The sequence below is a fragment of the Streptosporangium longisporum genome (assembly GCF_039534895.1).
Classification (GTDB): Bacteria; Actinomycetota; Actinomycetes; order Streptosporangiales; family Streptosporangiaceae; genus Streptosporangium; species Streptosporangium longisporum.
In genome coordinates, this window is sequence record NZ_BAAAWD010000011.1 from 136,064 (window position 1) to 158,476 (window position 22,413).

Annotated in this window: 23 protein-coding genes; 13 read left to right on the plus strand and 10 right to left on the minus strand. The window is 71.0% G+C overall.

Going from position 1 to position 22,413, the window contains the following annotated elements:
• The first annotated feature begins 6 nt into the window (after window positions 1-6).
• From ABD832_RS21185 to ABD832_RS21200, 4 genes are read left to right on the plus strand one after another with little or no spacing between them, the layout of a single operon-like run.
• Window positions 7-1,020: a carbohydrate ABC transporter permease gene (locus ABD832_RS21185; RefSeq protein ID WP_344898098.1), complete on the plus strand. Its 1,014-nt coding sequence runs from the start codon at window positions 7-9 to the stop codon at window positions 1,018-1,020.
• Window positions 1,017-1,883, plus strand: coding sequence for a carbohydrate ABC transporter permease (locus ABD832_RS21190; RefSeq protein ID WP_344898100.1), 867 nt, complete (start codon window positions 1,017-1,019; stop codon window positions 1,881-1,883). Before ABD832_RS21185 ends, ABD832_RS21190 begins: the two co-directional genes overlap by 4 nt.
• Window positions 1,884-1,903: 20 nt before the next feature.
• Entirely contained in the window at window positions 1,904-3,121 is a 1,218-nt protein-coding gene (locus tag ABD832_RS21195; RefSeq protein WP_344898102.1) for an ROK family transcriptional regulator, read from the plus strand.
• A 58-nt stretch (window positions 3,122-3,179) separates the two neighbouring features.
• Window positions 3,180-4,103 carry a Gfo/Idh/MocA family protein gene (locus tag ABD832_RS21200; protein ID WP_344898104.1) on the plus strand — a complete coding sequence of 308 codons (924 nt, stop codon included), beginning with the start codon at window positions 3,180-3,182 and terminating at the stop codon, window positions 4,101-4,103.
• 16 nt (window positions 4,104-4,119) lie between these two features.
• Here the strand turns inward: ABD832_RS21200 and ABD832_RS21205 are convergent, their stop codons facing one another.
• Window positions 4,120-5,382 carry an RNA polymerase sigma factor gene (locus ABD832_RS21205; RefSeq protein ID WP_344898105.1) on the minus strand — a complete coding sequence of 421 codons (1,263 nt, stop codon included), beginning with the start codon at window positions 5,380-5,382 and terminating at the stop codon, window positions 4,120-4,122.
• Complete coding sequence (locus ABD832_RS21210; RefSeq protein WP_344898107.1) at window positions 5,379-5,750, minus strand: YciI family protein; 372 nt, start codon at window positions 5,748-5,750, stop codon at window positions 5,379-5,381. Before ABD832_RS21210 ends, ABD832_RS21205 begins: the two co-directional genes overlap by 4 nt.
• Before the next feature lie 116 nt (window positions 5,751-5,866).
• Between ABD832_RS21210 and ABD832_RS21215 the strand changes: the two genes are divergently transcribed.
• The 6 genes from ABD832_RS21215 (at window position 5,867) to ABD832_RS21240 (ending at window position 10,117) form a co-directional block, all read left to right on the plus strand.
• Window positions 5,867-6,259, plus strand: a complete 393-nt coding sequence (locus ABD832_RS21215; protein WP_344898109.1) for a DUF1761 domain-containing protein — start codon at window positions 5,867-5,869, stop codon at window positions 6,257-6,259.
• A gap of 20 nt (window positions 6,260-6,279) precedes the next feature.
• Window positions 6,280-6,597, plus strand: a complete 318-nt coding sequence (locus ABD832_RS21220) for a DUF1905 domain-containing protein (RefSeq protein WP_344898111.1) — start codon at window positions 6,280-6,282, stop codon at window positions 6,595-6,597.
• A 110-nt stretch (window positions 6,598-6,707) separates the two neighbouring features.
• Window positions 6,708-8,258 (plus strand): alpha/beta hydrolase, encoded by a 1,551-nt coding sequence (locus ABD832_RS21225; RefSeq protein WP_344898113.1) that lies wholly within the window; start codon window positions 6,708-6,710, stop codon window positions 8,256-8,258.
• Window positions 8,259-8,438: 180 nt separating this feature from the next.
• Window positions 8,439-8,774 carry a hypothetical protein gene (locus ABD832_RS21230; RefSeq protein WP_344898115.1) on the plus strand — a complete coding sequence of 112 codons (336 nt, stop codon included), beginning with the start codon at window positions 8,439-8,441 and terminating at the stop codon, window positions 8,772-8,774.
• A gap of 70 nt (window positions 8,775-8,844) precedes the next feature.
• Window positions 8,845-9,333 carry a GNAT family N-acetyltransferase gene (locus ABD832_RS21235; protein ID WP_344898117.1) on the plus strand — a complete coding sequence of 163 codons (489 nt, stop codon included), beginning with the start codon at window positions 8,845-8,847 and terminating at the stop codon, window positions 9,331-9,333.
• Window positions 9,334-9,379: 46 nt separating this feature from the next.
• Window positions 9,380-10,117, plus strand: coding sequence for a sulfite exporter TauE/SafE family protein (locus ABD832_RS21240; protein WP_344898119.1), 738 nt, complete (start codon window positions 9,380-9,382; stop codon window positions 10,115-10,117).
• Between the two features lie 80 nt (window positions 10,118-10,197).
• On the opposite strand, the gene ABD832_RS21245 is transcribed toward ABD832_RS21240, so the two are convergent.
• On the minus strand, window positions 10,198-10,812 hold the full coding sequence (locus ABD832_RS21245; RefSeq protein WP_344898121.1) for a TetR/AcrR family transcriptional regulator: 615 nt from the start codon (window positions 10,810-10,812) through the stop codon (window positions 10,198-10,200).
• A 42-nt stretch (window positions 10,813-10,854) separates the two neighbouring features.
• On the opposite strand from ABD832_RS21245, the gene ABD832_RS21250 reads away from it, so the two are divergent.
• Window positions 10,855-11,457 carry a peroxiredoxin-like family protein gene (locus tag ABD832_RS21250; RefSeq protein WP_344898123.1) on the plus strand — a complete coding sequence of 201 codons (603 nt, stop codon included), beginning with the start codon at window positions 10,855-10,857 and terminating at the stop codon, window positions 11,455-11,457.
• A gap of 54 nt (window positions 11,458-11,511) precedes the next feature.
• On the opposite strand, the gene ABD832_RS21255 is transcribed toward ABD832_RS21250, so the two are convergent.
• Window positions 11,512-12,795, minus strand: coding sequence for a hypothetical protein (locus ABD832_RS21255; protein ID WP_344898125.1), 1,284 nt, complete (start codon window positions 12,793-12,795; stop codon window positions 11,512-11,514).
• A 401-nt stretch (window positions 12,796-13,196) separates the two neighbouring features.
• Between ABD832_RS21255 and ABD832_RS21260 the strand changes: the two genes are divergently transcribed.
• Complete coding sequence (locus ABD832_RS21260) at window positions 13,197-15,020, plus strand: RICIN domain-containing protein (RefSeq protein ID WP_344898127.1); 1,824 nt, start codon at window positions 13,197-13,199, stop codon at window positions 15,018-15,020.
• A gap of 243 nt (window positions 15,021-15,263) precedes the next feature.
• Here ABD832_RS21260 and ABD832_RS21265 read toward each other — a convergent pair whose 3' ends face one another.
• The 4 genes from ABD832_RS21265 to ABD832_RS21280 all read right to left on the minus strand — a co-directional run bounded on the left by ABD832_RS21265 (window position 15,264) and on the right by ABD832_RS21280 (window position 18,367).
• Window positions 15,264-16,469 (minus strand): RNA polymerase sigma factor, encoded by a 1,206-nt coding sequence (locus ABD832_RS21265; RefSeq protein ID WP_344898129.1) that lies wholly within the window; start codon window positions 16,467-16,469, stop codon window positions 15,264-15,266.
• A gap of 49 nt (window positions 16,470-16,518) precedes the next feature.
• Window positions 16,519-16,860, minus strand: a complete 342-nt coding sequence (locus ABD832_RS21270; protein ID WP_344898131.1) for a YciI family protein — start codon at window positions 16,858-16,860, stop codon at window positions 16,519-16,521.
• Complete coding sequence (locus ABD832_RS21275; protein WP_344898133.1) at window positions 16,857-17,360, minus strand: SRPBCC family protein; 504 nt, start codon at window positions 17,358-17,360, stop codon at window positions 16,857-16,859. The genes ABD832_RS21270 and ABD832_RS21275 overlap by 4 nt, the downstream gene beginning before the upstream one ends.
• Before the next feature lie 113 nt (window positions 17,361-17,473).
• A complete protein-coding gene (locus tag ABD832_RS21280) occupies window positions 17,474-18,367 on the minus strand; it encodes a sulfotransferase domain-containing protein (RefSeq protein WP_344896034.1) in 894 nt (297 codons plus the stop codon).
• A 368-nt stretch (window positions 18,368-18,735) separates the two neighbouring features.
• Here ABD832_RS21280 and ABD832_RS21285 point away from each other — a divergent pair, with 368 nt between their 5' ends.
• Window positions 18,736-19,104 (plus strand): RidA family protein, encoded by a 369-nt coding sequence (locus tag ABD832_RS21285; protein WP_344896039.1) that lies wholly within the window; start codon window positions 18,736-18,738, stop codon window positions 19,102-19,104.
• A 44-nt stretch (window positions 19,105-19,148) separates the two neighbouring features.
• On the opposite strand, the gene ABD832_RS21290 is transcribed toward ABD832_RS21285, so the two are convergent.
• Together ABD832_RS21290 and ABD832_RS21295 are read right to left on the minus strand one after the other, a co-directional pair.
• On the minus strand, window positions 19,149-19,580 hold the full coding sequence (locus ABD832_RS21290; RefSeq protein ID WP_344896042.1) for a hypothetical protein: 432 nt from the start codon (window positions 19,578-19,580) through the stop codon (window positions 19,149-19,151).
• Window positions 19,581-19,663: 83 nt separating this feature from the next.
• The gene (locus tag ABD832_RS21295; protein ID WP_344898135.1) at window positions 19,664-19,840 is read right to left on the minus strand and encodes a hypothetical protein; all 177 of its coding nucleotides are present in this window, start codon (window positions 19,838-19,840) and stop codon (window positions 19,664-19,666) included.
• Window positions 19,841-22,413 lie beyond the last annotated feature (2,573 nt).

The following is a 22,413-nucleotide window of genomic DNA, read 5'->3' on the forward strand; positions in this document are numbered from 1 at the left end:
GCCGCGATGAGCACCGTGCAAGACGCCGAGCAGCGCCCGTCCCCCGCCCCGGACCCGGAGCCGCGGCCCGGGTCGCGCAGACCCCTCACCCTGGCCCAGCGTGAGAACCGGGCCGGAATGACCTTCGTCTCCCCCACCGTCCTGGTGGTCGCGGTCGTGGTCATCCTGCCCATCGCCTGGACCGTGCTGCTCGCCTTCCAGCGCGCGCGGCTGGTCGACATCCAGGGCATGGGACTGCTGTCCAACTGGACCCTGGACAACTTCGTCCAGGTCTTCACCTCGCCAGGCTTCTGGACCTCGCTGTGGACCACCCTGGTCTACACGATCGGCAGCACCGTCGGCTCGATCCTGATCGGGCTGATCGCCGCCCTCGCGCTGCGGCGTCCCTTCCGCGGCCGGGCCCTGTTCCGCGGCTCGATGCTGCTGCCCTACGTCGCGCCCGTGGTGGCCGTCACGTTCGTCTGGGAGATCGCGCTCAGCCCGCAGTTCGGCATCGTCAACCAGTGGGGCACCACGCTGTTCGGCTGGGACGAGCCATTGGCCTTCCTGTCGACCCGCTCCCACGAGATCTCCATCCTCGGCTGGCAGGTGGAGATCCCGCTCGCGCTGCTCACCGTCATCGCCTTCGAGATCTGGCGCTACTTCCCGTTCGCGTTCCTGTTCCTGCTGGCCCGGCTCCAGGCCGTGCCGGTCGGGCTGGAGGAGGCCGCCACCGTGGACGGCGCCACGCACACCCAGCGCTTCCGCTACATCCTGCTGCCCCAGCTGATGCCGGTGATCGCGCTGCTGTCGGTGCTGCGGTTCATCATGACGTTCAACAAGTTCGACGACGTCTACCTGCTCACCGGCGGCGGCTCCGGCACCGACGTCGTCGCCGTCCGGGTCTACGACTTCCTCACCGCCCGCTACGACGTGGGGGCCGCGGCAGCCCAGGCCCTGGTCCTGGCCGTCATCCTCGCCGTACTGCTCGGCATCTACTTCACATTCTTCGCCAAGAGGGTTCAGGAGGAGGCGTCATGAGCCGCGCTCGGACCGAACAGAGGATCTTCGGCGTCCTGCGCTGGATCGTGATCGCCGTCCTGGCGGTCGTCACCCTGTTCCCCTTCTACTACATGCTCGTGCTCTCGGTGAAGCCGATCGACGAGCTGCTGCTCGACCCGGGCCGCATCTGGGTGAACCTGTCCGAGCTCACCTTCAGCACGTACCAGAACGTCCTGCAGTCGGTCGAGGAGGGCGGCCAGGGCTTTTTGAGGATGCTCGGCAACTCCGCGCTCGTCGCCCTGGCCACCGTGGCGCTGACCCTGCTGGCGTCGATCCCCGGCGCCTACGCGGTCAGCCGGCTGAGGTTCTTCGGCGGGCGCCAGGTCAGCGCGGTGTTCCTGGCCGTCTACCTGTTCCCGGCCACCCTGCTGGCGGTCCCGCTGTTCGTGATGTTCGCCAAGATGGGACTGCAGGGCAGCCTGTTCGGCCTGGTCATCGTCTACATCGCGCAGACCGTGCCGGTCTCGATCTACATGCTGAAGAACTACTTCGTCACCATCCCCAGGAGCGTCGAGGAGGCCGCCGCGCTGGACGGCTGCTCGCGGCTGCAGACCGTGCGCCGGATCGTGCTGCCGCTCGCGGCGCCCTCGCTCATGGCGACCGGCCTGTACGTCTTCATGATCGCCTGGAACGAGTTCCTGTTCGCCCTGCTGTTCCTGGCGGCCGTCCCCGACAGCTGGACGGTCTCGCTGGGCCTGCAGCAGCTCGCCAACGGCATCGAGGTGCCCAAGACGGTTCTGATGGCCGGGTCGGTGATCCTGACCATCCCCGTGGTACTTCTTTTCTACGCCGCCGAACGGCTCCTCACCGAGGGCCTCACCAGCGGGGCGGACAAGAGCTGAGGCTGGGAGAGACGTACCGGATGGCAACGCCCTGGAGCACCGCAGGTCATCTCCTGGAACTGATCCGCACCGGACAGGCGCGGACCCGGGGGGAGCTCCAGAGCGTGACCGGCCTGTCCCGGTCCACGGTCGGCCAGCGGCTGGACCAGCTCTTCGCCGCGGGCTGGCTGCGCGCCGTCCCGGGCAGCCACTCGACCGGGGGTCGCCCGTCCACCCTGCTGGAGTTCGACGTCCGGCACGCGGTGGTCCTCGCCGCCGACCTGGACACCACCCACGCCCGCGCCGCCGTCCTGGACCTGGCCGGCGGCGTGCTGGCCGAGCGCTCCGGCGGCCAGCCGATCGAGGACGGTCCCGAACGGGTCCTCGACCGGCTGGCCGTCTGGTTCGCCGACCTGCTGGAGTCCACCGGGACCGTTCCCGAGGCGGTCTGCGGGGTGGGCCTGTCGCTGCCGGGACCGGTGGACACCTCCACCGGAAGGGTGGTGCGGCCACCGGTCATGCCCGGCTGGGACGGTCACCCGGTCCCCGAACGCATGCAGGCTCTGGTGAACCTGCGCGCCGGTGTGGACGCGGCCGTCCCGGTCCTGGTCGACAACGACGCCAACCTGATGGGGCTGGGCGAGCAGCGCGCCTCGTTCCCGGGCTGCTCGGCGTTCGTGCTGGTCAAGGTCTCCAACGGGATCGGCGCGGGCGTCGTCGTGGACGGGCGGATCTTCCGCGGCATCGACGGCGGCGCCGGGGACCTGGGCCACATCCGCCTGCACGACCAGCCCGACGTGCGCTGCATGTGCGGCTCGTACGGCTGCCTGGCCGCCGTCGCCAGCGGACGTGCCCTGGCCGGGCAGCTCACCGCCCTCGGCGTGCCGGCCGAGTCCGGCGCGGACGTCCGCGCCCTGCTCGACGCGGGCAGCCCCGACGCCGGACGCCTGGCCCGCGAGGCCGGGCGGCGCTGCGGCGAGGTGCTCGTCACCGTCGTCACGCTGCTCAACCCCGGCGTCCTCATGATCGCCGGGGATCTGGCCGAGACGCACTTCGTCACCGGGGTACGCGAGCTGCTGTACCAGCGGGCGCTGCCCCGGGCCACCCGCAACCTGCAGGTCGTCACCTCCGGCCTCGGCGACCGCGCCGCGCTGGCCGGGATCGCCGCGATGGTGGTCGAGCACCTGTACGCCCCCGGCCAGGCCGACGCCCGCCTGGCCGCCCGCCCGTCCCACCTGGCCACCGGAAGCGACGCATGAGAACCCCCGCCCCGCCACGCCCGGCGGCCCGTCCCACCGGACACTCCGGGAGCCGGCCGTGACCACCCCCTCCCCCGCCCCCGGGGCCAGCGCGCCCGCCGTCCCGGCCTGGTCCGGTCCTCCCGTCGAGGTCGGCCTGATCGGCGCCGGGCCGTGGGCCCGGGCCATGCACGCCCGGATGCTGGCCGCGGGGCCGCAGACCCGGCTCGCCGCGGTCTGGGCGCGCCGTCCCGCCGCGGCCCGCGAGGTCGCCGAACCGTACGGGGCGGCGGTCGCCGGAACACCGGAGGAGCTGTTCGAGCGGTGCGAGGCCGTCGCGTTCGCCGTCCCGCCCGCCGTGCAGGCGGAGCTCGCCGTACGCGCGGCCCGCGCGGGCAGGGCCCTGCTGCTGGACAAACCGCTGGGGCCCGACCTGGCGTCGGCCCGCACGGTGGCCGACGCCGTCGCCTCCGCCGGGGTCGTCTCCCAGATGGTGCTGACCAAGCGCTACCACCCGGCCACGCGGGAGTTCCTGCGCCGCGCGGCCGGCCTGGAGGTGACCGGGGCCCGCTCGTGCTACCTGCACGGCGCCTTCCTCGGCGGGGAGTCCGCCACCGGCTGGCGGCTGGAGCAGGGGGCCCTGCTCGACCTGGGCCCGCACCTGCTGGACCTGCTGGACGCCGCCGTCGGCCCCGTCACCGCCGTCCGTGCGACCGGCGACCCGCGCCGCTGGGTGGAGCTGACCTGCGAGCACGGCAACGGCGCGGTCAGCCAGGCATCCCTGTCCGGTACGGTCCCGCTGCCTGGGGCGCGTACCAGGATCGAGCTGTTCGGACCGGCCGGGGAGCTGGTCTTCGACACCGCGGGCATCGACCACGAGGAGTGCTGGCCGGTGCTGCGCGCCGAGTTCGCCGCGGCCGTACGGTCGGGCCGGGCGGGCGAGCTGGACGCGGCCCGGGGGCTGCGGCTGCAGGAACTCATCGAGGCCGCGACCGCGTCCTGACCGGTGGCGGTGGGGCCTACCGGTCCTTTTCGGGGGCCGGGCCGCCGGTGGCGCGCGATCGCAGGTAGCGCTGTTCGGGCAGGCTGAGGGTGCGCGCGGCGGCCCGGGCGTAGCACGCCCTGGCGGCCTCGTGCTCACCGGCGAGGTCGAGCAGGTAACCGTGGACCGCGTCGAACCGGTAGTGCGAGGCGATGGCCGCCTCCTCCCGGGCGGCGTGCAGCTCCTCGATCCCGGCGGCGGGGCCGCGCACCATGCCGACGGCCACGACCCGGTTCAACGTGACCATCGGGCCCGGGGCGAGCCGGGCCAGGAGGTCGTACAGGACGAGGATCTGGCGCCAGTCGGTGTCCCCGGGCCGGGCGGCCTCGTCGTGGACGGCCGCGATGGCCGCCTGAAGCTGGTAGGGGCCGATCGGCGCGGTCCGCAGGGCGTGGGTGATCAGCGCGGTCCCCTCGGCGATCATCGCGGTGTCCCAGAGGCCGCGGTCCTGCTCGGGCAGGGGCACGAGGTCACCGCGGGGGGTGCTGCGGGCCGGTCTGCGCGCCTCGGTGAGCAGCATGAGGGCCAGCAGCCCGGTGACCTCACCGTCGCCGGGCACATGGGCGTGCAGCCGGCGCGCCAGCCGGACCGCCTCGGCGGAGAGGTCGGCCCGGTCGACCGTGGGGCCGGAGCTGGCGGTCGACCCCTCGGTGAAGACCAGGTAGAGGACCTCCGTGACGCTCCGGATCCGCTCGGCGCGGTCGGCGGCGCCGGGCGGCCGGAACCGTACGCCGGAGGTCCTGATGCGGTGCTTGGCCCGGCTGATGCGCTGCGCCACGGTGGCCTCGGGCACCAGGAGCCCGCGGGCGATCTCCGCGGTGGTCAGCCCGCCCACCGCCCGCAGGGTCAGGGCGACCTGGGACGGCCGGGTGAGAGCGGGGTGACAGCACAGCAGGAACAGGGTGAGGGTGTCGTCGACGTCCGGGACGGCCCCCGGATCGGCGGGCACCAGGACGGCGAGCGCGCGCTCCCGGCCGGCGCGGGCGGTGTCGCTGCGGTGGCGGTCGATGAACCGCCGGGAGGCGACGGTGATCAGCCACGCCTTGGGGTCGTCCGGTACGCCCTGGACGGGCCACTGGGTCGTCGCGGCCAGCAGGGCCTCCTGCAGCGCGTCCTCGCAGGCGTCGAAGCCGCCGTGGTGGCGCACCAGCGCCCCGAGGACCTGCGGGGCCAGCTCGCGCAGCCGCCGCTGCCACGCGAACCCGGCGTGGTCGGCCATGTCGCGAAGGTGGTCGCTCATACCCCGAAACCGGACAGCGTCGTCACCGGCCTGACCTCGACCAGGCCCAGGGCCGCCTCGGGGACGCGGGCGGCGATCTCGACCGCACGGTCGAGCCCGTCGCACTCGACGAGGTAGAAACCGGCCACGACCTCCTTGACCTCGGCGAAGGGGCCGTCGGCCGAGGTCGTCACCCCCGCCTCCACCCGGACCCGCCTGCCCGTGGCCGAGGGCGCGAGGGCCTCCGAGACGATCAGCTCGCCGGTCGCGGCCAGCGCCTCGTCGAGGGCGGCGTAGGCCTCCAGCCCCTCACGGCGCCGCTCGGCGGGGAACTCGTCCCACAGCTGCCGGGACTCCGGGTTGCTGTAGATCAGGATCACGTATTTCACGACAGGTACCCGCCCCGGAATTCTCTGGTGTGGCGTGTCGAGAATAGTCGCCCGGCCCCGACGTCCCCCCTGAGAGTCCTCCGTCCGAGGACTCCGGGACGAAGGAGGTCCGAGAGGTGACCGAACTGAACCACCTGGCGGTCGCGGTGGCCACGGTCACGGCGTTCCTGCTGAGCACGGCCTGGTACACGGCCTTCGGTGCCCGGCTGGCGAGGCTGTCCGACGCCTACGCCACCGCGGAGCGGCCACCGGCCTGGACGGTGGTGGCGGAGCTGGGCCGCGGCGCGCTGGTCGCGGTGGTCCTCGCGTGGCTCACCCGCGAGGCGGACGTGAGCGGATGGCCCGGGGCGCTCGTGCTGGCAAGCGTGCTGTGGATCGGCTTCCCCTGCGTGTTGCTGGCCGGCTCGGTGCTGCACGAGAGGGTTCCCTGGCGCCTGGCGGCGATCCACGCGGGGGACTGGCTGCTCAAGCTGGTCGCGATCACGGTCATCGCCGGGACGTGGAGATGAAGGACAGGGAGACGAGGGACGTGGAGACGAAGGACGTGGAGACGAAGGACGGGAAGGCCCCGGGAGCGCTGGACAGGCGGTTCACCGCGACCATGCGGAAGAGCCCCGCCGAGGGCGGGTGGACCTACGTGGTGATGCCCGGTTCGGCCGAGTACTTCGGCACCCGGGGGCTGGTCAAGGTACGCGGGACCATGGACGGGCACCCGTTCCGGAGCTCGTTCATGGCGCTGGGGGACGGGACCCACAAGCTGCCGGTCTCGGCCGCGCTGCGCCGGGCGACGGGGAAGCAGGCCGGTGACACGATCACCGTTCACCTCGTCGAACGGCTCGGGGGCTGAGGAACGTCCGTATCGGCCGGACGGCGGCGATCATCGGCCGTCCGGCCGATCCCCGGAGCGGTGGCGCGTCCCTAGCGTCGCTCACGACACCGTCACCGGACCCGAGGGACATGATGCGCGCGACGTTCACGATGACGATCGGCCTGAGTTCGATCCTGCTGACGGGGGTCATGCCCGCGGCGTCCGCGACGGCCTCGGACTCACGGGCCCCGTCCTCCGTCTCCTACGAGCACCAGCGTCTTACCTGGCGGGCGTGCCCGGCGCGGTACGAGGAGCTGAACCGGGCGGGTGCGCGATGCGCGAAGGTGACCGTTCCCCTCGACCACGCCGATCCCGGCGGGCCCACGATCACGATCGCGATCTCCCGGGTCGCGGCGAGCTCCAAGGCCCATCGGCGCGGCATTCTGCTGTCCAACCCGGGCGGTCCCGGCGGGACGGGGCTCGCGAACACCCTGTCCCTCCGCCCCGCGTTGAAGGACGTGGCGGGCCGCTACGACCTGATCGGCTTCGATCCGCGGTTCCTGGGGGAGAGCACGCCCATCGGATGCGCCGCCTCCCGGCCCGTCGCCACGCCCGCGTCGACGTCCCCCCGCAGGGACTTCGAGGCGTCGGTACGGGCCGCGCGTGACACGGCTCGACGCTGCGTGGACCACGGGGACAACGCGCGGCTGCTCCCCCACGCCTCCACCCGCAACGTCGCCCGGGACATGGACGTGATCCGGAGCGTCCTGGGCGAGCGAAGACTGTCCTACTACGGCGTCTCCTACGGCGCCGACCTGGGCGCGGTCTACATGCAGATGTTCCCCGGCCGGGCCGACCGCATGGTCATCGACTCCTCCAGCGACCCGGCCGCCACGCAGTACGAGCTGTTCCGGCGGGCCGGTGAACCGCTGGAGAAGGCGCTGGACGAGTGGGCCGGGTGGGTGGCCCGGCACGGCGGGTATCGGCTCGGCCGTACGGGCTCCCAGGTGCGCGCGGTGGTCCGCGATCTGCTCGGCCGCGCCGAGAGGAAGCCGGTCCCCGTCGGCGGGACGCGCCTCGACGCCCCCGTGCTGCGGCTGCTGATGAGGCAGCTGCTCCAGGACCGGGAGCACGACGCGGCCCTGGCGAACGTCGTGCGCGACCTGGCCGGCATCTCCGCGGGAAGGCCGGTCGAGCCCGGCCCGGACCTGACCGCGCTGCTCACGCTGCTCGGCTCTCCCGAGCTGGCGGACGGCATGGTGGGCGGGGCGCTGTTCATGTGCGGCGACGGCGGCTGGCCCGCCGGAGGCTGGCCGAAGGACCCGGAGACGTACTGGCGCAACATCGTGCGCGGCCGCGCCACCCAGCCCGTGTTCGGCCCGCTCGTCAACGGCATGATCGCCCCGTGCGCGTTCTGGGGGGTCCGGCCGCGTGAACCGGGGACCTCGATCCGCAACGACGTGCCCGTGCTGATGGTGCAGGCCCGCAGGGACGGCAACGTCCCCTACGACGGTGCCCTCGCGCTGCACCGCAGGCTCACCTCCTCGCGACTGGTGACGGCGGACGTCCGCGCCCACGGCGTCTACGGACGCGCGCTCGGCGGGCTCCGGCCGGTGGCGTGCGTGGACCGGGCCGTCAACGACTACCTGCGCGGCGGCCCCCTGCCCGCCGGGGACGTCACCTGCGCGCCCCGCGGGTGAGCCCGCCGTCGCCGGCGGCCGGATGACGCCGTGCCCCCACCGGTGCGGGACGCCGTACCCCACCCGCGCGGGACGTCGTGCCCCCCACCGGCGTGGATCGTGGCCGGCACCGGACACGACCGGGACGCCGTCCGCGCGTTAGCCTGGTCGGGGACGACCCGGACGAAGGGGTGGGCGCAGATGAGCCGGACCGACCCGCACGTCCACGTCCCCCACGACGCGGTGCAGGCCGGTGCCGGCTTCCGCAACGTGATCGTGTCGTTGCTGGGGCTCGTGCCCGACGCGCCGAGCGTCGTCACCACCGGTTGCGGTCTCCAGGTGCCCTACGCGATGACCTCCGCGCGTCCGGAGAGCGTCACCTGCCTGCCCTGCCGGGAACACGCCCACCGGGAGCACCTGCGCTACGCCGATCAGGTGGAGCGCCTGAGCCGGGTACCCGGCGCGCCCGTCACCGGTGCCCAGGCGGCCGAGGCCGCACGATGGGCCCGGGACCGCGCCGGGAGGTTCTCCGGCTAGGACCCCGGGAGGGCCGGGAGGGCGGGAAAAGGGTTTGCGGTGCGCGGGCCAGGACGGTGATGCTTGCCGGATGCTGATCAGAGCGGCCACCGCGGACGACTGGCCCGCGATCTGGTCCTTCCTGAGCGGGATCGTCGCGGCGGGCGAGACCTTCACCTGGGACCGTGACACCGGCCGGGAACGGGCCCGCGAGATGTGGTTGCTGAGCCCTCCGGGACACACGGTCGTCGCCGTCGACGCCGACGGGACCGTGACGGGCAGCGCCAAGATGAACCCCAACCACATGGGCGGGGCCTCGCACATCTCCAGCGCGAGTTTCATGGTCGACCCCGGCCGCTCCGGGCGTGGCGTCGGACGGGCCCTGGGCGAGTACGCGCTGGAGTGGGCACGCGCCCAGGGATATCGGGCGATGCAGTTCAACGCGGTCGTGGAGACCAACACCCGGGCGGTCGCGCTGTGGACCTCGCTGGGATTCGAGGTGATGGCCACCCTGCCGGAGGGCTTCGAGCATCCGACCAGGGGCTTCGTGGGCCTGCACATCATGTACCGTCTCCTGTGACCTCTCCCGCCACGCGCACCTGCTCCCCCTCCCACCGGCACGGCTGATGCCCTCCCTCGACGCCCTCCAGTGGGTCGTGCTGGCCGGGGCCCTGTTCCTGGTGGGCTTCTCCAAGACCGGCGTCTCCGGCGCCGGTACGGTGGGGATCGCCCTGTTCGCGCTGGTGCTGCCGACCCGGCAGTCCACCGGCATGCTGCTGCCCCTGCTGCTGGTCGGCGACCTGGCCGCCGTGCTCTCCTACCGGCGCCACGCCGACTGGCCCCGGCTGATCAGGCTCTTCCCCTGGGTCGCCCTGGGCGTGGTGATCGGTGCCGGGGTGGTGCGCCAGGTCGACGACACGCAGATGAGGCGGCTGCTCGGGGGGATCCTGCTGATGATCGTCGTCGTGCACCTGTGGAACCGGCGCCGGGCACCGGAGGACTCGCTCGTGCACCACCGCTCGGTGGCCGCGCTCGCGGGCGTGCTGGCCGGTTTCGCCACCATGACGGCCAACGCCGCGGGTCCCGTCATGACGATCTACCTCCTGGCTGCGGGGCTGCCCGTGCTGGGTCTCCTGGGCACCGGCGCCTGGTTCTTCCTGACCGTCAACGCCTTCAAGGTGCCGTTCAGCGTCGCGCTCGGCCTGATCACCCCCTCCACCCTGCTCTTCGCCGCGCTGGGCGCCCCGGTCGTCCTGGCCGGAGCCGCCGCGGGCCGTGCCGTCGTCGACCGCATCGACCGGACCCTGTTCGAGAGGATCACGCTGGGCCTCACCCTGCTCGCCGCGGTACGCCTGCTGTTCTGAGCACTCACCGTCCCGGGACGGGCTCGGCCCCTCGCACGACCCCGTACACGGGGCACGGCACCGGCCGTTGCGGGCGCCGATCAGGTGTCGCGTATCCCGCGCAGCACGAGGTCGAGGCCCCCGCGGAACTCCTCGTCGGCGTCGACGAGCCGCGCGTGCCCCGCGGTCTCGGCCGTGTACGGGAACTCCGCGCGGGGCAGCCCGGCGAGGGCGGTCGTGCCCGCGCCCGAGAGGGAGGCCAGGTGCTCCAGCTGGATCGCGCCGACCGTGTAGCTCAGCAGGCCGCGCAGCGCGACGACCCGTTCCCGGCCCTCGACGCCCGCATCGGCCAGGACGCCGAGCACCGCCTCCGACCAGCGCAGTATCCCCAGGGAGCGGTGCCGGTGGGTCATCGTCAGCGGTACGACGCCCGGGTGCGCGCCCACGTGGTCGCGCATCCGGGCGACCAGCACCGCGATCCGTTCGCGCCACGACGTGCCGGACGGCGGCGACAGGTCGACGCCGCCGAGCACCAGCTCGACCACGAGCCTCTCCAGCTCCTGGCGGTCGTCGACGTACCGGTAGAGCGCCATCGTGCTCATGCCGAGTTCGGCGGCGACCGCGCGCATCGACAACGCCGGGAGGCCGTCGCGGTCGATGACGGCGAGGGCGGCCTCGGCGATCTGGTCCTGGGTGAGCGAACGCGGTCGGGGCATGACGGCTGAAAGTGTACGGCATACGCCTACAATGGTGAGCGTATGCCGTACACCTACACGGGAGTCCCCATGCGCCTCCAGCCCGGCACCGTCGTCCCCGCTCGCGAGCTGTTCTCCGTCACCGGCTCCGTGGTCCCCGTCCCGGACCGCTCACACCTGGTCCACCTGCAGTTCCGGCGTTTCGCCGGTTGCCCGATCTGCAACATGCACCTGCGCTCCTTCGTCACCGGGCACGCCGGGATCGAGGCGGCGGGCGTCCGCGAGGTGGTGGTGTTCCACTCCCCGGCCGAGGAACTGGCCGCGCACGTCGACGGCCTGCCGTTCGCCGTCCTCGCCGACCCGGACAAGAGGTTGTACGCGGAGTTCGGGGTGGAGTCGTCCCCGCGCTCGCTGCTCGACCCCCGGGCCTGGGGAGCGATCGTCCGGGCCGTCGCGCGCGGCCTGTGGACGATCGCCCTCGGGCGGGAGCGCGCACCGTCCCGCCGGGTGCGCGGCGGACGGCTCGGGCTGCCCGCCGACTTCCTGATCGCACCGGACGGGCGGGTCCTCGCGTGCAGGTACGGCGAGCACGCCTACGACCAGTGGTCGGTCGCCGACGTGCTCGCGCTGGCGGCCCGTGAGACCCGGACGGAGACGACCCGCTGACGCCGGGCCCGGTGGTGCCACCGGACCCGGTGGCGTGAGGACATCCCTTCGACGTCAGCCGCGCCGGCCGGTCCGGAGGCGCCGGTGATGCCGATGGCGCCGTACCAGGGCGGGCAGCCACGGCGCGACGCCGATCGCGGCCAGTACCGTCAGCAGCGGCAGCCGCCACCACCCGGAGACGCTCGCCGGGGGCGGGCCCGGTGGCCGCGCCACCCACGGCCGTGCCGTCTTCGACCAGGCGAGGAACGCGTCACCGGCCGGGAGCAGGCCGAAGGCGTAACGCTTGGTCCACGGGGTGTCGACCGGCAGGCCCGCCAGCTCGCCGTACCCGGCCAGTGCCCCGGCGAGCGGCGCGTCACCGTGGACCTGGGCCGCGCCGAGGGTGACCACGGTCGCCGACAGGCTCACCCCCAGCGGGAGCGGCCCGGAGTCGACGTCGGCCGGGCCGTCCATGCCCTCGGGGTACTCCCGGACGGCGGGTCCCAGGCCGAGCGGGGAGGCGACGTACCGGTCACGGAAGCGCAGGTACTGCCCGGCCGCGAAGGCCGGGTCGATCTCGGGCAGGAACCGGTGGACGACGCTCTGCGAGGTGCCCCTGGCCACCTCGGCAGGCTCTCCGGTGCCGGGGTCGACCCGGTGCGGGACCAGCCCGGTACGCGGGTCGAGCCTGCGCCGCACCCCCTCCAGCCAGCGCTCGGCCGTGCCGGCGTACCGGGGCGGCAGCAGCGTGTCGTGCAGCCGCAGCGACGCCATCGCCACGGTCGAGTCGACCGGCCACGCCTGCCCCGGGTAGGCCTCCAGGTACGGTGACGCCGAGGCGCCGAACGCATCGGCGAGCGCGGCGGAGTCGTCGGCGAACCGGCGCGACTCGGCCGGATCGCGGCTCCCGGCCGGTTGCAGGCTCAGCACCCCGCCGCGCAGCCAGTTGCTCCAGCCGCGGTGGAAGACACCGTACGGCGGGACGAGGTCCGGGCTGAACGGGGCGCGGCCGGACGGCGACTCCAGCCGTCCGAGCGCCCAGCGTGCCTCCCGCAGCGCCGCCGACCGCTCACCGGCCGGTTCGCGCATCCCCAGCTCCACCCAGGCCAGGCCGTACAGGGCGTGCAGGAAGAAGTACCCCTCGGGGAACAGCCGCTGCGCCTCGTCCCCGGCGCCGCCGTCCAGCGCCGAGCGCAGGAACGTCAGCTGCCGCCGCACCCCGGGCGGCTCGCCGGTCGTCCCCGCGGTGGCCGGTGCGACCAGCCGCACCATCCCCGCCAGCGCGCACAGGCCGACCGCGACGGCGAGCACCCGTCGCGACCACCGCGGGATCCGGCTCCTGCCCGACGGCTCGACCATCCGTCGATGGTAACGCCGGGTGCGCCGGGGACGGACGGGCCTTCACAAGGCCGTGTCCTGCCGGGTCCTTGCCGGGCCCGGACGCGGCGACCGGCGACCGGCCGGTACGGCGATGGCCGAAAAGCGCGCGCGGACATGCGATAACCACATTTCCGGCGAGGAAAACAGAATAAAGGATGATTCACATGCCCTTAAATATGACCACCGTCTTAAAACCCAAGTATTCATGTTTACCAGAATAATTACAGGAAGTAATGACGTTCCGACTGCACATTCATCGTTATTGAAGTCAACGCTTTGTGACATATATTACAAACCAATCGATTTATATATTTATAATGTGATCATTGCCGATGAACCGTCCATATAGGACGTGTCCGTACCGATCGGAGTTCATCGGAATGCAGCTCAGGCGAAACCTCTCCCTGGCCGCCGCGTGGTTCCTCATCGCGGCCGGTCTGGTCGCCTCACCCCCATCGGCGTCGGCCGCCGAACCACCACCCGGCAAGGACCGTCCCCACGTCGTGTCCGACGTCTTCCCCGGCGCCAAGATCGGCCAGCGCGTCGGCCCCGAGGCCCTCGCGAAGAGCCAGGTCGAGGCGAAGGTGAGCCCGCAGGTGGTGGCCTGTGACGGCGACGGCACCAGCGGCAAGCGGGTCGAGGTCCTGTACGTGCGCGAGGCGACGATGCCGAACCGCTACACGCAGTTCCTGCCCATGTTCCGCGCCTGGCTGGGCAACGCCGACGACGCGTTCAACGACGGCGCGGCCACCTCCAACCGCAGCAGGCACATCCGGTACGTCACCACGGCCGTGTCCGGTGGCTGCGCCGCCGTCGTGCGCAACCTGGTGGTCCCCGCCGGTTCGCTGGTCGACTTCTACTCCAGCGTGAGCGCCGTGCAGGCCCTCGGCTACACCAGCAACGACCGGCACTACCTGCTGCTCACCGAGGCCACGGCGATCTGCGGCATGGGGGAGATCCAGGGCGACGACCTGACGACCGGGTCCGCCAACCTCAACAACGGCCGCGCCTACGCCCGCGTGGACGCCATCCCGGGCTGTTTCGGCGCGAACGCCATCGCCCACGAGCTGGGACACACCTTCGGAGCGGTGCAGCTCAGCGCGCCCCACTCCGACGGCAGCTGGCACTGCCTCGACCAGTGGGACCTCATGTGCTACGGCGGCACGCCCTCGTGGAGCTGCCTGCAGTGGAACGACTACCGGCTGCCCGACTGCAACCGGGACGACTACTACAACGCCGCCCCCGCCGCCGGGAGCTACCTGGCCACCCACTGGAACACCGCCAACAGCGCCTACCTCATCGCGGGCGGCACCGCCGACAGCGACCCCCACCCCAAGGTCGGCAACACCTACGTCATCACGAACGCCTCCACCGGAGGCGCGCTGGAACCCATCGGCGCCTCCACCGCGCCGCTGACCGAGCTGAGCCAGCGCGCCCGCGTCGACACCCCCGGCCAGAAGTGGCTGATGGGCTACACGACCGGCCTGCAGTTCATCAACGTCGGCAGCCGCCTGTGCGCCGACAGCGCCTACAGCGGCACCACACCCGGCACGACCCTCCTGCAGTACGCCTGCGCCGGCCAGGACGGCATGCGCTTCGCCTACCTGCCGACCGGCGGGAACACGTTCGCGATCTTCGACTGGCTGTCCGGTCTGGCCCTGACCGCGGGCGGCGCCTACCCCGCGCCCGTCACCCAGGAGACCTACACCGGCGCGGCCAACCAGAAGTGGGTGTTCAACCAGGTCACGGGCATCGCGCCGGTCAACAACAGCGTCTACTACCTGCGGGGCCTGGGCAGCCGCGACAACGCCGAGCCCGCGGGCGGCTCGACCGTGTCCGGCGCGCTGGTCACGCACAACGCGCCGTCCGGCGCCACCAGCCAGCGCTGGCAGCTCCAGGCCACCGGGTCGTACTGGAAGCTGATGAACGTCAACAGCTCCAAGTGCCTGGACCTCGTCTCGGCGAGCACGTCCAACGGCGTCCAGATCAGGCAGGCGACCTGCGGCAGCGCCAACAGCCAGCAGTGGACCCTCAAACGGGTCGCCGACGGGACGTTCTACCTGGTCAACCGCCACAGCGGTAAGGTGCTCGACCTGCCGCCCGGCAGCGGCACCACCCTCGACCAGCAGACCATCACCGGCAACACCGACTCCGGCCTCGGCATCGTCGCCGGCAACCAGATCTGGTACCTCGACCCCGTCTGATCCCCGTACGCCCCCGTGACCCTCGTGCGGCCGCCCGGCCTGTCCCGCCGGGCGGCCGCACGACGTCCACGACGACGCGGATTTCCGGGACGGTCACGGACCCCGGCCGGAAACCGGACCACGAAACCGACCGCCCGGAAACCGGACCGCGAAACCGGCTGCGGGCCCGGTCGCGGCCCCTGCTGCGGGCCGGGGCACTGACGGCGCGGGCCGGGTCGCGGACGGCGCGGGCCGGGCACGCCGTCAGTGCCCCCGCAGCCGGTCGCGCAGGAAACGGCGCTCGGCGTCGGTGGGCGCGAGGCCGAGCGCCGCCCGGTAGGCGTCGGCCGCCTCCCCCGTACGGCCGAGGCGTCGCAGCAGGTCGGCGCGGGTGGCGTGCAGCAGGTGGTAGCCGTCGAGCCGCCCGCTCCCGGCGATCTCCTCGACCAGCGCCAGCGCCGCCCCGGGACCGTCGGCCATGCCGACCGCCACGGCGCGGTTCAGATCCACGATCGGGCTCGGCGCGATGCGCACCAGGTGCGTGTACAGCCCGACGATCTGCGGCCAGTCCGTCCGGCCGGCGGCCTCCGCGGTGGCGTGGCACGCCGCGATGGCCGCCTGGAGCTGGAACGGCCCGGCCCGGCGCCGGCGCAGCGCCCGTTCGCAGATCGCGGCGCCCTCCGCGATCCGTTCCCGGTCCCACAGCGAGCGGTCCTGCTCGGCCAGGGTGACCACGTCGCCGGACGCGTTCGTGCGCGCCGCCCGCCGGGCGTCGTGCAGCAGCATCAGCGCGAGCATGCCCTGCGCCTCGGGCTCGTCGGGCATCAGCTCCGTCACCACCCGTGCCAGCCGGATGGCCTCCCGGCACAGCCGGGCCTTGCCCACGTCCCCGTACCCCTCGTTGAACAGCAGGTAGAGCACGTGGAGCACGGCGGGAAGGCGGTCGGGCAGCAGGTGCGCGGGCGGCACCCGGAACGGGATGCCCGCGTGCGCGACCTTCTGTTTCGCCCGGAAGAGGCGCTGGCCCATGGTGCGTTCCGGCACCAGGAACGCCCGCGCGATCTCGGCGGTGCTCATGCCGGCCAGGCTCCGCAGGGTCAGCGCCACCTGGGCGTCGAGACCCAGCGACGGATGGCAGCAGGTGAACATGAGCTCCAGGCGCTCGTCGGGGATCTCGCCGTCGCTCGGGTAGGGCGGTGGTTCCAGGTCCAACGCGGCCGCCTTCCGCAGCTTCGCCGTCTCGGTCGACGCGCGGCGCATCCGGTCGATGGCGCGGTTGCGCGCCGTGGTGGTCAGCCACGCCAAAGGCTGGTCCGGTACGCCCGATTCCGGCCACCGCTGGAGTGCCTGCGCGAACGCGTCCTGCGCGCACTCCTCGGCCAGGTCCCAGTCACCGCCGGTGAACCGGATCATGGTGGCCACGATCCGGCTCCAGCCGTCGGCGTAGATCCCGGCGATCCGGTCCTTCATCAGCGGATCCGTCACCCGTGCCGCCCGTCGTGATCGCCTCGCCGGTCCCCTAGTCCTCGTCGTCGGGCCAGAACGGGCGCAGCTCGATCATCCCGTTCCACGCCATCGGGTGCCTGGACGCGACGTCGATGGCCTCGTCGAGGTCGGCGCACTCCAGGACGTCGAACCCGGCGATCTGGTCCTTGGTCTCCGCGTACGGGCCGTCGGTCAGCAGCACCTCGCGGTCACGGACGCGGACCGTGGTCGCGTCGCTGGTCGGCCGGACGCGGTTGCCCATCAGCCGGACCCCCTTGCCGTCCATCTCCGCGACCCAGTCCCGCACGTCCGGGGCGTCGTCGTCCTGGCCGGGCGTGTACGTCGGGTCGGTGCACACCAGCATCAGGTACTTCATCGGGTCGCTCCTGTCGTGGAATCGGCGGTGGTCATCGCGGCGATCGTGGTGATCATGTTCTGGCACAGGGTGACCAGGCGGTCATCGAGCACCCGCGGATCGGTCCCGGCCCTCCGGCGGGGATCGCTGGCGCCGGGGCCGTGGGTGAACGAGTGATGGACCAGGGTGCTCCCCGGCTCGTCCCCCTCGCGCAGCTCGTAGCGCCACGTCGAGCTGATCCGGCCGGTGTCGTCGAGAACGGCCCACGCGAAGACGTCCGGCCGTTCCGCCTCGACGACCACGCAGGTCACCATGCTCTCATGCCCGCCGGGAAACCGGTTGCGGCCGATGAACCGGGCCCCCGCGACCGGTCCCCGGGCGCCGTCGCACCAGCCGCCGCCGATGACCTCCGGGCTCCACTCCGCGGTCCTGTCCACCGCGGTGACCGTGTCCCACATCCGTTCGCGCGGTATGGGGACGGGCAGGGTGACCGCCACCTGCGTACCGGTGACCGTGTCCATGGGTGCTCTCCTCTCCTTGACGTCCTCGTCGTCCTCGTCACCTGCATGACGAACGGGAAGGGCGCTCCACTACGGGCCGCGCCGGGATTTCTCCGGACGACCGGCCGGGGACGTCAGGAGCGGTGCAGCCACTCCAGGAGATCCGGTGGGGCCAGCCGGGCCGCCCGCTCGTGGTAGCGGCGCAGCTCGTCGCCGGTGAGGGTCTCGCGGCCCGCCCCGGACGTACCGCGGCGGAAGAAGGCGGCGGTGTCCTTGAGGATGCCGACGGGATCGGGGGCGAGCTCGGCGGCACGGGACCGCATGCTGGCGAAGGTCGCGGCCCTCACCAGCGCCGGCCAGTCCTCCGGGGGCACCTCGATGCCCAGTGACCGGGCGAGCCCGCGCATCTGACCGTCCAGATCACCCAGCAGGTCGTCGTAGTGCACCAGGAGGACGTTCGGCCGCCGGAGACGACGTGCCCAGGCGTCCGACAGATGCCACATCACCCCCGGCAGGGAGTCCATCTCCTCCATGGGCGAGACGTCCTGCTCCACCCAGCTCAGCAGCCATTCGCGCAACGGCGGCCTCGGCCGTGGCGGCGCGGACGGCTCCGGCCCGTTCGTGAGCACGCGGATACGTTCGCGGTCGAGGTTGTCGCTCTGGTGGTAGAGGGACACGGCCATGTCGAGCGGATGGCGGGCCACGACGATGTAGGTGGCCCGCTCGTCGATCGGGATCCCGTCCAGCGGTGTGTGCGTCTTGATGAACCTGCGGTGCCGCTGAGCCTCCAGCCGCGCGTACACCTCGTCCCTCGGGACGACCAGGTGGTCCAGCCACGGTGACGTCTCCGACAGCGGTCGCGGTGGCTCAGGGGTCCGGAAGACCAGGAGCGCGCAGATCATCTGCATCCACGTCGTACCGCTCTTCGAACGCGTGCTGATCACGATGTCGCCCCGCCGGAACGGGAACCCGTCCCACCGGGCACTGTCCTCCTCGGAGGAGGTGTACCGCACGGGCTTCTCCACCACTCGCCTTCTCCTTCCGGGCATTCGGCTCACCGCGCACGGCTCACCACATACGGCCTTACCGCGCACGGTCTTACGGCGCACGGCTCGCGGTCTCACCGCGCACCGCCTTACCGCGTACGGCTCACGGACCGGGCGTCCGGGAGCGACGCGGATCTTCACAGGGATCGGGAGCGCCGACGATACCGCGACCCGCCCCGGGCGCGCCGCCCGGCAGATGAGCGCCGCGCACGACCGCTCGGCCCGTCCCGTCGGACACCCTCCGCGGCTCCCGGCGAAGGACACCGACGTCCGGTGGACGAGGACGGTGGACCGCGGTCGCGGGAGAAAACTGCTCGCCCCGTACGGCCGGATCACCTATTGTGCCTGCCGTGCAGATCACCACGCTGGATCCCCAGCCGCGCTCCTACGGCCAGGGCACCCTGGTCACCGGCGCCACCAGGCTGCTGTTCATCAGCGGCCAGGTCCCCGAGGACGACGACGGGCACGTCCCGGACGACTTCGACGACCAGTGCCGGCTGGCCTGGCGCAACGTCCTGTCCGTCCTGCGAGCGGCGGACATGACCGTACGTGATCTGGTGAAGGTCACCGTCTTCCTGTCCGACCGGCGCCACCGGGAGGCCAACGCCCGGATCCGCCACGAGGTGCTCGGCGGCCACGCCCCCGCCCTGACCGTGATCATCACCGGCATCTACGACGAGGCCTGGTCCCTGGAGATCGAAGCCGTCGCGGCGGCCTGAGGTCCTTTCGCCTGTCCCCCCGGCGGACGCGATCCCGGGTCGCGTCACAGGGGAAGCCAGGACGGCCACCAGGGCGGGTCGCAGTCACCCGTGATCCCTTCGGTGGCGACGTCGTGGACGATCGTCGCCACCGGCCCGGTGATGGAGACGAGGATCGCGAAAGCCGTCATGACCGCCTTCCACCATCCGTGGTCAGCGAACCGTACCCGGTGGGCGATCAGGACGATCGGGAACGAGGCGAGCAGCGAGACCCCCGTGACGACGGGGAACACGATGAGCCTGCCCGCCATCCAGGTGAGGTCGAAGAAGTCCTCTCCCGTACCGGACTCGTCGAGGCAGTACCCGTGGGCCCGGGAGACCAGAAGGGCGTCGACGAAGGTCCCCAGCACCGCACACGCCGGCGCGACGGCCACCGAGACCCCGCACCCCATGGCCCAGAGCGCATCGCTCTCCCCTGACGTGTTCCGCTCGGCCACGGCGCAATCAAAACAGACGCCTATGAGCGTTGAGCGCAGACGATGTGAGGATACGATGCAGATCCTCCCGACCGTCTCTCACCTCATGGGGTGCCCGCAGTGGAGGGTTCGTCGGCCAGGCGGATCGCCAGCTCGATGCGCCAGCGGGTCTTCATCCGCTCGGACCTGGGGTCGGTGAGATAGGCCTCGTACCGGCAGCCGAACCGGTCACCCGCCGGGTTCTCCACGCAGTCGAACGTCAGCCCTGCTCCCGTACCCACTCGATCAGGGCGCGGTTCGCCGGCGCCGTGGTTGACGTAGGTCACGCGTCGCGTACCGGCCCGCCGACAGCAGACGGGGGTGACCCGGCCGTCGCCTCGACGGGCTTGTCGGTGACGACGCCGACCTCGACGTCCATCGAGCGGCCATGTCGACACGTGCAGGCGGAAGAAGGTAGTGTCCAGAAATCGACGCCCCGATCGTCGAGCATTCGTACAGATCCCCCATGACCTCGTCCCGGACGGCGAACATGTCCGCGGACACGGCGTGACCACCCGGATGCCGCGGCACAGTGCCGGATCGCCTGACACTGACCGATGGGGACCCTCGCCGATCTCCACCCGTACCTCACGCGCCTTCGACCGCTCCCCGATGCTCCGGGCGCTATCACTCGGCCCCATCGGGCGTGTCCGAGTCCGATGTCCGGACGGTCCCGACGGGCCTTCTCGCCTACCTCGGTGAGAGGGATCGCGTCGCTTTCGACGTCACGGCCACTCTTCGGCCAGAGGTGAGCACGGAATTTCCCGCTCATCGCGCATTTGCGCCCCTGGCTCCGACCAGAAAGCGCGGACATGCTGCGAATTCCGGATTCCACCCATGGTCGAGAGCGGAAAAGGGATCGGTTCAGAATCGTCCCCAATTCCCGCTCTCACCCCTACGACCCACCAGTTTCCAGGACGGTCGCCGTTCGGCAGCCGGCGCTCCCCGCGGATTCCCGCGCTCTCCTCGCCTCGGTCCTCGACGGAGTCTTCCATTGTCTGCCTGCATCGTTGTCAACTTGTCATCTCCTCTTGCAGCATTCTACGCATGCCAGACCTGCCATCGCACCCGCCGGGCGAGGACGCGTCTCGTCGTCGATCTGGCCCGACGAAGGGGGATTCGATCGGCATCACGCACAACAGGATCGAGTACACCAGGCAATGAGCGGTGACCCGTCATTCTCGTCCTCTTGGACGCAGACGCTCCATTGGGCACGGGGTCACTCCAGGAAAGAAGATGGGAGGGGAGCCGCTCAGCGGTCCGGGCGAGCCACTGTGCTGGACTCTTGCAGCCGAGTGACACTGGATTTCCTGGATGAGCCACGAGAGAAGTGCGTGTGTACTCCTGCCACGGGCACACCGGTGGCGATGCGCAGCCTGCACCCCCCGACATCTCAACGCGGGGTGTCGTCAAAAAGGCCCCGCTGATTCTACCAGGTGCCTCTAGCACCTAGCTTAGGGAAGGCGAGGGAGCCCAGTGCCTCACTGGGCGGCGGAGATGCACGAGCAGAGGATTTGTTTCGACGCTCGTCACGTTCGCGCGAAACACACTCATGGCTACAGACCTCCAGAGAGGACTACTTCAGAGCCGCCATCACGCAGACGTCATATAACGAACACACTGCCTGGCGTGGGATTAGTCTCTGCCTTGACGACAGACAGTGGTGATCCGTGGTTACTGCCTCCACTTATCGATGGTTAGCCTGTTGTGCGGAGCCCACGAGTGGAATGAGGGGAAGGCTCTGCTATCGTCGTGAAGGGCTCATGTGGAAGAATACATCAGCACACACACGGGCCGCACCACACAAGTCCCCCGCCGGGTTCAAACTTGCTCCTCATGGCCCAGGTTGCTTCATCGTCGATTAGTACGACTGACGCATGCGGCCCCCAGGAAACACGACATGCGGTTTTTCCACGAAACGAGTTGGGGAGGATCATGAGCTTTCGCGTGGGCGATGACGGCTGCAATGCTTTTGATCCGAACCGATTCCACTTGGCCCGCTGCACGACCCCTAATCCCTTGGGCGTGGCTGTCCTGTGGGTGACACAGGCAGCATGTCAGAATTCACCGAGTCCCCCCCGACGCCTTCCGTCAAGGCACGAGGGGCGTGCCAAGTTGGGTAGGAGCGGGGTGAACGACAGTGCCAGTCACAGTTAGAGATGTTGCATAGTCCGCGCTTGGGGTTCCCATTGTCCAGGTGCAGAGAAGGGAAACCGATCGAGGTGGAGATTGGACGCACTTGCGCCGTCACTTGTTGAGAGACGTCGGTGGCAAAGAGGAGTGCAAGTACATGACCAAGTATGCAGACATCTTGAACCGGTGAGCGGCAAGGAATGCCTCACGAACGACCAGTCGCCAGCCGCATGACCGCTGGATGTCATTGTCGACTTCCGTGACTCGACTATGTGCCATCATGTCGTGAGGGCTGGACCATACACCTGAGACTCAGTTACAACACACTCAATTTGCTTTTTGAGCTCGATCAAAAGGAAAAACATTGGTGGCATTGCCACCAAACTCGAAATCGGGGCCGATGGATACAGCATCTCCGAACGTCCTATACGCCTTCGCTTTCCTTAATCCCGGGAGCCAGAATTGGCCGTTTCAATCCCTCACGGAGTCTCGCGGCTTAATTCGTCTGGTACGCCTGTCGACTTCGGTGCAGCCGAGACGATGTTAAGGATACTTTGGGCCTGAACCTCATTCCGCTTCGGATGTGAGATTAGAACGCCACGCCAAAAGTGAAAGCGCATCGGTCTTTGCTCAAGGAGGCACAATGTGGGAAGGACAGTGGGCTTGCACACTGCTGGGCGGG

Bases quoted from the DNA above. Each gene is read 5' to 3' on its own strand.
- ABD832_RS21185 (WP_344898098.1), top strand. From the start codon at position 7: ATGAGCACCGTGCAAGACGCCGAGCAGCGCCCGTCCCCCGCCCCGGAC.
- ABD832_RS21190 (WP_344898100.1), top strand. From the start codon at position 1,017: ATGAGCCGCGCTCGGACCGAACAGAGGATCTTCGGCGTCCTGCGCTGG.
- ABD832_RS21195 (WP_344898102.1), top strand. From the start codon at position 1,904: ATGGCAACGCCCTGGAGCACCGCAGGTCATCTCCTGGAACTGATCCGC.
- ABD832_RS21205 (WP_344898105.1), bottom strand. From the start codon at position 5,382: ATGAGCGACCACCTTCGCGACATGGCCGACCACGCCGGGTTCGCGTGG.
- ABD832_RS21225 (WP_344898113.1), top strand. From the start codon at position 6,708: ATGATGCGCGCGACGTTCACGATGACGATCGGCCTGAGTTCGATCCTG.
- ABD832_RS21230 (WP_344898115.1), top strand. From the start codon at position 8,439: ATGAGCCGGACCGACCCGCACGTCCACGTCCCCCACGACGCGGTGCAG.
- ABD832_RS21235 (WP_344898117.1), top strand. From the start codon at position 8,845: ATGCTGATCAGAGCGGCCACCGCGGACGACTGGCCCGCGATCTGGTCC.
- ABD832_RS21240 (WP_344898119.1), top strand. From the start codon at position 9,380: ATGCCCTCCCTCGACGCCCTCCAGTGGGTCGTGCTGGCCGGGGCCCTG.
- ABD832_RS21245 (WP_344898121.1), bottom strand. From the start codon at position 10,812: ATGCCCCGACCGCGTTCGCTCACCCAGGACCAGATCGCCGAGGCCGCC.
- ABD832_RS21250 (WP_344898123.1), top strand. From the start codon at position 10,855: ATGCCGTACACCTACACGGGAGTCCCCATGCGCCTCCAGCCCGGCACC.
- ABD832_RS21255 (WP_344898125.1), bottom strand. From the start codon at position 12,795: ATGGTCGAGCCGTCGGGCAGGAGCCGGATCCCGCGGTGGTCGCGACGG.
- ABD832_RS21260 (WP_344898127.1), top strand. From the start codon at position 13,197: ATGCAGCTCAGGCGAAACCTCTCCCTGGCCGCCGCGTGGTTCCTCATC.
- ABD832_RS21265 (WP_344898129.1), bottom strand. From the start codon at position 16,469: ATGAAGGACCGGATCGCCGGGATCTACGCCGACGGCTGGAGCCGGATC.
- ABD832_RS21270 (WP_344898131.1), bottom strand. From the start codon at position 16,860: ATGAAGTACCTGATGCTGGTGTGCACCGACCCGACGTACACGCCCGGC.
- ABD832_RS21275 (WP_344898133.1), bottom strand. From the start codon at position 17,360: ATGGACACGGTCACCGGTACGCAGGTGGCGGTCACCCTGCCCGTCCCC.